Raw genomic sequence first — 8,992 nt, forward strand, 5'->3', positions numbered from 1 at the left:
CGTTCTTCAGGATATCGCGGCGCGCGGTCAGCGCCTGCGTCACCACATCCTTGGCGAGGTTGATCGCCGCGCCCTCGGTCTTGCGCTGCTCCGGCGACATCTTGCCGAGCGTGGAGAGAAGCGCCGAGATCGAGCCCTTCTTGCCGAGCGCGCCAACGCGCACCGCCTCGATGGCGGCCTCATCGGAGGCTCCTGCGATATCGGCGAGAATTTGGGTTTGGAGAGTCTGCAGATCGGACATGAGCGAAACCTCGTTAAGAGAGGTCTACCCCTGCCTCTCCGCCGTCATGCCCGCGCTCGTCGCGGGCATCCACGTTCAGGGCGCTCAGACGTGGATGGCCGGGACAAGCCCGGCCATGACGTCCAAAGCAAACTGCTTCGCAGTATCAGCCTTAAGCCGCGAGCGCGGCCTTGGCCTTCTCGGCAATCGCCGTGAACACCGCGGGCTCGTGGATCGCGAGATCCGACAGCACCTTGCGGTCAACCAGCACGCCAGACTTGGCGAGGCCGTTGATGAACACGCTGTAGGTCATGCCGAGCGGGCGGACGGCAGCGTTGATGCGCTGGATCCACAGCGCGCGGAACGTGCGCTTCTTGCGCTTGCGGTCGCGGAAGGCGTACTGGCCTGCCTTTTCGACGGCCTGCTTGGCGGTGCGGATGGTGTTCTTGCGGCGACCACGGAAACCCTTGGCGGCCTTGTAGACTTTCTTGTGCTTGGCGTGAGCCGTCACACCGCGTTTGACGCGAGCCATGACTGATCTCCTTCAGTTCAAAATGGGAAACAGGATGCCGCGCGGACGCGGCCGTGATGACGTGGCAGCCTAGGCGTTCGGCAAGAAATACTTCTTGATGTTGTCGCCATCGGTCTTGAACAGCACGCGGGTCCCGCGGAGCTGACGAATCTGCTTTTTCGTCCGCTTGATCATTCCGTGGCGCTTGCCGGCGTGGGCGGCCATCACTTTGCCTGTTCCGGTCACGTTGAAGCGCTGTTTAGCGCCCGACTTGGTCTTCAGCTTGGGCATTTGGCTCTCCTATGGCCCGCACGCCTAGTGCGCCCGAGGGGCGCTGCGCCGGCTAAAATGCTCGCTAGAGCGTTGAAAGTGCTCGACTTTTTGCCTCACGGAAGAAGTCAGCACGGGCATCGACACGGCAGCCCTTGATCAGCCGGCCGATGAAGGTTGGGCTTATGGCAGAGCAGGCGCGAATTGGCAACGATTAACGTTGCTTAAGACTCGCCTGGCGTGCGGTCACGCCACACTGGCCGGAATGCGTTTTCGTCCCTATCTGTTGCAGGACAACAAGAACGAAACGCGGGATGACGAAATGGTCAGGAATTCCAGAAAGCAAGCCAAGGCGATTGCCATCAAGCCGGATGCCAAGGCGCTTACCACCTTGAAATGGCTGTTCGCCGCCGCCGGCATCGCCGCCGGCATCGCCGCCGCGATCGCGCTGGCCGGCGCCGCCCATGCCGCCCCGACCCATGACGGCAACTGGAAGGTCACCATCATCACCGAGGCCGGCAATTGCGACCCGGCCTACAGCTACCCGGTCAAGGTTGTTGGCGGCGTGGTCAGCTATGGCGGCGATGGCAGCTTCCAGATTTCGGGCAAGGTGGCGGAGGCCGGTACCGTCAGCGTGGCCATTACTCGCGGCGAGCAGCGCGCCGACGCCAGCGGCAAGCTCGCCGGCAATTCCGGCAGCGGCCAGTGGACCGGAAAATCGTCCACCACCGCCTGCAGCGGCCGCTGGGAAGCGTTGCGCGAAGGCTAAGCTCTGTTGTTCCGGAGCGCGGGCGGCGCAGCCGACCGCGAACCTCAGCCACTCCAATTGGAGTGGCGGGGAACCTCGTACTGTTCTGAACATCTCACGATTCCGGGTTCGCTCGGACTTCGTCCTCGCGCCCCGGAATGACGGGCAAGAAAAAGGCCCGCCAGGAAACTGACGGGCCGAAATCTTTTCAGGGGTGGCAATTCGCGATCAGCGCGGCGCCAGAACCATCACGACCTGGCGGCCTTCAAAGCGCGCATCCTGTTCGACCTTGGCGTATTCGGCGACGTCCGCCTTCACCTTGTCGAGCAGCTTGGTGCCGATTTCCTGATGCGCCATTTCACGTCCGCGATAGCGCAGGGTGATCTTCACCTTGTCGCCTTCTTCAAAGAAGCGCTGCATCGCGCGCATTTTCACTTCGTAGTCATGATCGTCGATCATCGGCCGGAGCTTGATCTCCTTGATCTCGACAATCTTCTGTTTCTTGCGGGCCTCCGCGGCCTTTTTCTGGGCCGAATACTTGAACTTCCCGTAGTCCATGATCTTGCATACGGGCGGACTGGTATTGGGCGAAATCTCGACCAGATCCATGCCGGCTTCCATCGCCATCTTGATGGCGGTGATCGTTTCGACGTTGCCATGGTTCAGGCCCGTCTGATCGATCAGCTGGATCTCGTGGTTGCGAATTTCATCGTTGGTGCGCGGCCCGTCTTTTGTTGCGGCGGGCGGGGCTCTGTTGGGACGGCGAATGGGTAACTCTCCAATGTTGTGAAGGAAGCGCGCAGTGTGACGGAATAAGGGGTTTTGAGCAAGCAAACTCACGCAGTACGCGGCAAATCACTCGAATACAGGGTGTTCTGCCTCCGGCGGCGCCAAAAGCGCGCCGGATAGGGCGGATGCAGCCGACATAGAGCCGGATTGGCCGTTGCGCAAGCGGCGAGCACCGCGAAACGCACTGCAGCATCGGCGTTGACGGCCGCGATCTGCTCAATCAAACAGCAGATCCAGCGAGGTTTGTTTCATGAGCATAACGGTTTCGAGCGGCCCGACCTTCATCGACGTCGGCCAGGGCGGTGACCTGCGGCGCATCGCGGTGCGTGGCCGCGAGGGTGCCGCGCCCGGCCTGTTCTGGATGAGCGGATTCAAATCCGACATGCAGGGCGGCAAGGCGCTGGCGCTCGACGCCTGGGCAGCGGAGCACGGCCGTGCCTGCGTGCGGTTCGACTATTCCGGTCATGGCGAGTCCGGCGGCGCGTTCGTGGACGGCACCATCGGCCGCTGGCTCGAGGACAGCCTCGCGGTGTTCGACGCGGCCTGTCAGGGCCCGCAGGTGGTGATCGGCTCGTCGATGGGCGGCTGGATGGCGCTACTGCTGGCGCGCGCGCTGGCCCGCCGCGGCACGGTGGGACGCGCCACGCTGAAGGGTCTCGTGCTGATCGCGCCGGCGCCGGATTTTACGGAAGAATTGATGTGGAAAGGATTTTCGCCGGAGGCTCGCGAGCAGATCGAGACCACGGGTGTCTGGATGCGACCGTCCGAATACGGCGAGCCCTATCCGATCACGCGCCAACTGATCGAGGAGGGCCGCAACCACTTGCTGCTCGGCGGCGCCATCGATCTCGGCTGCCCGGTACGCATCCTGCAAGGCCGGCAGGATCCGGACGTGCCGTGGCGGCATGCCTTCAGATTGGCCGAACGATTGCCCAGCGACGATGTCGTGCTGACGGTGATTCCCGACGGCGACCACCGGCTCTCGCGTCCGCAGGATCTGGCCAGGATTATCGCGGCGGTGAGTGAGTTGTCGGAGGCGTAACTCCCGGCCGTCATTGCGAGGAGCCCTTGCGACGAAGCAATCCAGCTCTTACGGCGTTTACCGCTTTCTGGATTGCCGCGTCGCTTCGCTCCTCGCAATGACGGCTGTAGGGCCTGCGTTCCATCCGTCCTATGCGATGGCGTCGCTCCATTCATTGCGAACGCCTGCATCGGTCTCTGCGCTCGCCGCGATAGCCATGCGCGCTTGAAATTCATTTACTGGCCCCAATTCCGACAGAGCCCACACCGCCGCGCCGCGCACCAACGCGCTGTCGTCGTCGAGTAGTCGCTCCACTTCACGCACCAGCGTCGCATCCCCTGAGTTTCCTATCGCGATCAGCACATTGCGAATGAACCTGTCGCGACCGATCCGCTTCACCGGCGACTTCGTGAACATCGCGCGAAACTGCGCATCATCCAGCCTCGACAACTCCCCCAGTCCCGGTGCGCGCAGCTCATCGCGCGCCGCGAGTTTGATCTCGCGGCCTGCTTGCGCGAACTTGTTCCACGGGCATGCGGCGAGGCAATCGTCGCAGCCATAGATGCGGTTGCCGATGGCCTTGCGGAATTCGCGCGGGATCGGCCCCTTGTTCTCGATCGTCAGATAGGAAATGCAGCGCCTTGCGTCGAGCTGGTACGGCGCCGGAAACGCCGCGGTGGGGCAGATATCGAGGCAGGCCTGGCACGAGCCGCAGTGATCGGCCACGGCTGCATCGCGCGGCAGCTCCAGCGTGGTGAAGATCGCGCCGAGGAACAGCCACGAGCCGAATTCGCGCGACACCAGATTGGTATGCTTGCCCTGCCAGCCCAGGCCCGCCGCCTGCGCCAGCGGCTTCTCCATGACGGCGGCGGTATCGACGAATACTTTCACGTCGCCGCCGGCCTGCGCGATCAGCCAGCGCGCCAGCAGCTTCAAGCGCTTCTTGATCAGGTCGTGATAGTCGTCGCCCTGCGCATAGACCGAGATCGCCGCGTTCGACCGCTGCGCCAGAATTGCCAGCGGATTTTCATCGGGGCCGTAATTGACGCCGAGCATGATCACCGAGCGCACGTCGGCCCACATTACCTTCGGGTCGGCGCGGCGGCCGGGGTTGTCGGCGAGCCAGTCCATCTGACCATGCGCACCGGCGGCAAGGAACGCATCCAGCCGCTCGCGCACGCCGGTAATGGCATCGGGGTCGGTGATCCCCAGCGAGTCGAAGCCGAGTGCGCGGGCCTCGCGTGCGAGCGAGTCTTTCAGAGATGTTGTGGCGATGTCCGTCACGTGGCCAATGCTCTGGCTTGTCCCGGACGCGGTGCGGCATTCTTCATGCCGCTCCGCAGAGCCGGGACCTTCGCGAACGCCGGCGATTTTGACGGCCCCGGCTCTGCGAAGCGATACTGCGTATCGCATCGCGTCCGGGGCAAGAAACTCACGCGACGATGACCGTGTATCAGAAATCCAGATCCACATAGGTCCGCGACGCCGGCACGCCGGCCAGCCATTCGCTCAGCAGCGGGCGGAACGACGGGCGGGATTTCACCCGCGCGTACCACGCCTTTGCCGCGTCGTCCTCGCTCCATGGCACGTCGCCCAGATAATCGATCGCGGACAGATGCGCTGCCGCGACCAGGTCCGCATAGGTCGGCCGGTCGCCGGCGAGAAAATTTCGCGTTCGTGCCAGCCATCCGATATAGGCCAGATGATAGCGCACATTGGCGGTGGCCGCGCGAATCACCTCCATCGCTGGCGCTCCGCCGCCGTCTTCCTCGCTCATGAAGCGCTTGTAGATGCGCTCGTTGACCAGCGGGCCCGAGGCTTCCTCGAAAAATTTCTCGTTGAACCAGGCCATCAGCCGGCGCACCTCGATACGCTCGGCCATCGCCACCGGTAGCAGCCGGCGGTCGCGCATCGCCGGGCCATGGGTCTCGTCGAGGTATTCGGCGATGATGGCGGCGTTCGGAATCGGCGGAAAACCGTCGGTCAGCAATACCGGCGTGGTTCCCGCCGGGTTGAGCGCCAGAAACGCCTCGCGACGGTCCCATGTGCGCTCTTCCACCAGCTTCACGTCGAGCCCGTACTCGCCAAGGACAAGGCGGACGAAGCGCGACTGGGGGCAGAACGAGTGGTGGTAGAGGGTGTACATGAGGGCCTTGATAGTTATGCGGTCGTTAACAAAACGTCTCGTTTTGACAAATGCGGGATGGCTCAACCGCGCGGGCCAAACTAGCGAAGCGCGCGTGCGAGGCAACCCGCGATGACTATTTTTTGCGATTGCGGCAGTGCGGGGAATAGGCGAGAAGAACCCGGCTTTTTCAGGCCGGGCGGCGATTCAGAACGGACCAACAGCATGATGTCTGATGCAATCAGAGCCGTGATCCTCGGCGTCGTCGAGGGCGTCACCGAGTTCCTTCCGGTTTCCTCGACGGGACATCTGCTGCTGGCGGAACGTTTCTTTGATCTCGGCGAGGACAGTTTCTGGAAGAGCTTTGCGGTCCTGATCCAGCTTGGTGCCATCCTCGCCATCCTGGCGCTGTATTTCGGCAAATTGTGGCATATCGCGCAGGGCCTGTTCAGCGGCAATCCCGAGGCGCGCCGCTTCGTGATCGGCGTGCTGGTGGCTTTCCTGCCGGCGGCGGTGCTCGGCGCCGCGCTTGGCGGCTTCATCAAGGGCTACCTTTTCAATCCGTGGGTGGTGTGTTTCTCGCTGATCGTCGGCGGCGCCGTCCTGCTGTGGATCGATCAGCTCGATCTCAACCCGGTCTATCACGACGCCACCACGTTTCCGCTGCCGATGTATCTCAAGATCGGCTTTGCGCAGTGCGTGGCGATGATCCCGGGCGTGTCGCGCTCCGGCGCCACCATCGTCGGCGCGATGTTGCTCGGCGCCGAGAAGCGCGCGGCGGCGGAGTTCTCGTTCTTCCTGGCGATCCCGACCATGGCCGGCGCGTTCGTCTACGATCTCTACAAGAGCCGCGCCGATCTCTCGATGGATCACGGGCTGATCATTGCGATCGGCTTCGTGGTGTCGTTCATCACCGCCATCGTCGTGGTGAAGAGCTTTCTGGGCTACGTCACCCGCCACGGTTTTGCGCTGTTCGCGTGGTGGCGCGTGATCGTCGGCACGCTCGGCCTGATCGCGCTGGCGCTGGGATACTGAGGCCCGCAACAAACTCCGTGTCGTCCCCGCGAAGGCGGGGACCCATAGCCACGGTAGTCGAAGAAGAAAATCGGGCGTAAGCCGCCGCGTGTTAGCCGGTACGACAGCGTGTATGGGTCCCCGCCTTCGCGGGGACGACCTCCGAGAAGCCTAGGCTCAATGCGCGCCGTTATGCGCGAACTGGCCGGTCGCGCGATACATCCAGAGATATTGCGGGGCGATGGCTTCCAGCGAATCCGGTGCGATGCCGAGGCCTTCCAGCGTCAGCCCGGCCGCCTTGGCGGCTTCCGACACCACGTTATCGACGCGCAGCAGCGCCACCTGGTCCGGGGTCAGCTTCAGCGCGCCCGGTGCGAATTGCAGCACCATAGCTTGCAGCTTGGCGATTCCGAACGGCACCGGCAAAAGCGTCCGCTTGCGCTCGATGGTGGCGAGGATGATTTCGACGATCTCGCGCATGGTCAGCACTTCCGGCCCGCCCAGCTCGTAGGTCGCGCCGGCCTTCGTCTTGCCATCGACGGCGTCGGCCACGGCGGTGGCGACATCGCCGACATAGACCGGCTGCATTTTGGTGTCGGCGCCGAACAGCGGCAGCACTGGCGCGATCCGGGCAAGGCTGGCGAATCGATTGGTGAACTGGTCCTCGGGGCCGAACACCACCGAAGGCCGCAGGATGGATGCCGACGGCACCGCCGCGCGCACGGCCTGCTCGCCGGCGGCCTTGGCGCGGGCATAGCCCGATTCGGAGTTCTCGTCGGCGCCGATCGCCGAAACATGCACCATGCGGGCGCCGACCTCGGCAGCGGCCTGGGCGATGGCGGCCGCGCCCTGCGCCTGTACGGCGTCAAAACTCTGCTTGCCGCTTTCGGTCAGGATGCCGACCAGGTTGACCACGATCGAGGCGTCGCGAATCGCGGCCTTGATCGAGGCGGGATAGCGCAGATTGGCCTGAACCGCGTGGATCTGGCCGACCTTGCCGAGCGGCTGCAGGTGTCCGGCCAGCTCCGGCCGCCGCACCGCGACGCGAACCCGGTAATCGCGCTTCACCAGCGCGCGAACCACGTGCCGCCCGAGGAAGCCGGATCCGCCGAAAACCGTGACGAGGGTGTCGATGGGCGCAGCCATGGATCAGTTCCTTGAAGTCAGTCCGAACGGACAAATTGCATGCAATTGGGCTGTTTCGCGATACGCCAACGGGGGTGAGCTGTACAGCGGATTTGGCCGGCGTCGAAGCAATTTGACAAGCGCTTCCGCGATCCCTACTAACCGCCTCCATGCCCCCCGTGGCATGCCCAGGTGGCGGAATTGGTAGACGCGCTGGCTTCAGGTGCCAGTGGCTTAACGGCCGTGGAGGTTCGAGTCCTCTCCTGGGCACCATGCCCGTTCTGGCCCTTCGGGGCCTCGCGGGTTTGGCGCCTTCTCCTTTGAAGACAAATCGCCTTACACTTGTCGTCGGAGGCTCTCTGCTTGACCAACCATCTGCATCAGGGCGATCTGCCCGACGGTCTCGATCTCGGCCCGGCCGTGGCGATCGATTCGGAGACCATGGGCCTGCGTCTGGGGCGCGATCCCCTGTGCGTCGTGCAGCTCTCGGCCGGCGACGGCGACGCCCACGTCGTGCAGATGACGCGGCCGGGCTATGACGCCCCCAATCTGAAGCGCCTGCTCGCCGATCCGGCGGTGCTGAAGATTTTCCACTTCGGCCGTTTCGACATCGCCATGCTGCTCAACCACCTGGGCGTGCTGACCGCGCCGGTCTACTGCACCAAGATCGCCTCGCGCCTGGCTCGCACCTACACCGACCGTCACGGGCTGAAGGACGTCACCCGCGAACTGCTCGGCATCGACATTTCTAAAGCTCAGCAGAGTTCGGATTGGGGCTCCCCCTCGCTCAGCCAGGACCAGTTGAACTATGCGGCGAGCGATGTGCTCAACCTGCATTCCCTGCGCGGGCGGCTGGACGAGATGCTGGCGCGCGAAGGCCGCGCCGAACTCGCCCAGGCCTGTTTCGACTTCCTGCCGATGCGCGCCAAGCTCGACCTCGCCGGCTGGGACGAGATCGACATCTTCGCTCACGCTTGACCTGACACCGGCGCAAGGCGTCTTGAACCCATGGCGACCGCGACCGACAGCAAGGGCCCGATGCAGCGCTGGAGCGCCCGCTCGCGTCGCGTGGCCCTATCGCGCAAGCTGCTGCCCGCCCTGATCGCCGCCATCGTCGTGACCATGGGCGGCTGGATCCTCTATCGCACCCTGGCGCCCGGCCAGCTGCT

11 protein-coding genes, 1 tRNA gene and 1 pseudogene are annotated in these 8,992 nt (G+C 64.0%); 5 read left to right on the forward strand and 8 right to left on the reverse strand.

The features are described from left to right. From JWR89_RS00475 to rpmI, 3 genes and pseudogenes are all read right to left on the reverse strand, one after another. Positions 1 to 241, reverse strand: a pseudogene (locus tag JWR89_RS00475) (phenylalanine--tRNA ligase subunit alpha); the annotation flags it as partial. Positions 242 to 392: 151 nt separating this feature from the next. Beyond that, complete coding sequence (gene rplT, locus JWR89_RS00480) at positions 393 to 752, reverse strand: 50S ribosomal protein L20 (RefSeq protein ID WP_143571377.1); 360 nt, start codon at positions 750 to 752, stop codon at positions 393 to 395. 69 nt (positions 753 to 821) lie between these two features. Beyond that, positions 822 to 1,022 carry a 50S ribosomal protein L35 gene (gene rpmI / locus JWR89_RS00485; protein WP_299710361.1) on the reverse strand — a complete coding sequence of 67 codons (201 nt, stop codon included), beginning with the start codon at positions 1,020 to 1,022 and terminating at the stop codon, positions 822 to 824. A gap of 199 nt (positions 1,023 to 1,221) precedes the next feature. On the opposite strand from rpmI, the gene JWR89_RS00490 reads away from it, so the two are divergent. Next, a complete protein-coding gene (locus JWR89_RS00490) occupies positions 1,222 to 1,770 on the forward strand; it encodes a hypothetical protein (protein ID WP_299710362.1) in 549 nt (182 codons plus the stop codon). A gap of 207 nt (positions 1,771 to 1,977) precedes the next feature. Here the strand turns inward: JWR89_RS00490 and infC are convergent, their stop codons facing one another. Beyond that, complete coding sequence (infC, locus tag JWR89_RS00495; protein WP_299710375.1) at positions 1,978 to 2,517, reverse strand: translation initiation factor IF-3; 540 nt, start codon at positions 2,515 to 2,517, stop codon at positions 1,978 to 1,980. A 68-nt stretch (positions 2,518 to 2,585) separates the two neighbouring features. Next, complete coding sequence (locus JWR89_RS00500) at positions 2,586 to 2,762, reverse strand: hypothetical protein (protein WP_299710364.1); 177 nt, start codon at positions 2,760 to 2,762, stop codon at positions 2,586 to 2,588. A 26-nt stretch (positions 2,763 to 2,788) separates the two neighbouring features. Between JWR89_RS00500 and JWR89_RS00505 the strand changes: the two genes are divergently transcribed. Further along, on the forward strand, positions 2,789 to 3,580 hold the full coding sequence (locus JWR89_RS00505; protein ID WP_299710365.1) for an alpha/beta hydrolase: 792 nt from the start codon (positions 2,789 to 2,791) through the stop codon (positions 3,578 to 3,580). Between the two features lie 129 nt (positions 3,581 to 3,709). Here the strand turns inward: JWR89_RS00505 and queG are convergent, their stop codons facing one another. Together queG and JWR89_RS00515 are read right to left on the reverse strand one after the other, a co-directional pair. Next, positions 3,710 to 4,834, reverse strand: a complete 1,125-nt coding sequence (queG, locus tag JWR89_RS00510; RefSeq protein WP_299710377.1) for a tRNA epoxyqueuosine(34) reductase QueG — start codon at positions 4,832 to 4,834, stop codon at positions 3,710 to 3,712. 178 nt (positions 4,835 to 5,012) lie between these two features. Then, a complete protein-coding gene (locus JWR89_RS00515; RefSeq protein WP_299710367.1) occupies positions 5,013 to 5,705 on the reverse strand; it encodes a glutathione S-transferase family protein in 693 nt (230 codons plus the stop codon). Between the two features lie 204 nt (positions 5,706 to 5,909). Here JWR89_RS00515 and JWR89_RS00520 point away from each other — a divergent pair, with 204 nt between their 5' ends. Then, positions 5,910 to 6,719: an undecaprenyl-diphosphate phosphatase gene (locus JWR89_RS00520; protein WP_299710369.1), complete on the forward strand. Its 810-nt coding sequence runs from the start codon at positions 5,910 to 5,912 to the stop codon at positions 6,717 to 6,719. Positions 6,720 to 6,875: 156 nt separating this feature from the next. Here the strand turns inward: JWR89_RS00520 and JWR89_RS00525 are convergent, their stop codons facing one another. Next, positions 6,876 to 7,844, reverse strand: coding sequence for a complex I NDUFA9 subunit family protein (locus JWR89_RS00525; RefSeq protein ID WP_299710371.1), 969 nt, complete (start codon positions 7,842 to 7,844; stop codon positions 6,876 to 6,878). Positions 7,845 to 8,009: 165 nt separating this feature from the next. Here JWR89_RS00525 and JWR89_RS00530 point away from each other — a divergent pair. Next, a tRNA-Leu gene (locus JWR89_RS00530) sits at positions 8,010 to 8,096 on the forward strand. A 90-nt stretch (positions 8,097 to 8,186) separates the two neighbouring features. Beyond that, on the forward strand, positions 8,187 to 8,801 hold the full coding sequence (locus JWR89_RS00535; protein ID WP_299710373.1) for a ribonuclease D: 615 nt from the start codon (positions 8,187 to 8,189) through the stop codon (positions 8,799 to 8,801). Positions 8,802 to 8,992: the final 191 nt, after the last annotated feature.

It is taken from the genome of Tardiphaga sp., assembly GCF_028290785.1.
In the GTDB taxonomy this organism is placed as follows: Bacteria; Pseudomonadota; Alphaproteobacteria; order Rhizobiales; family Xanthobacteraceae; genus Tardiphaga.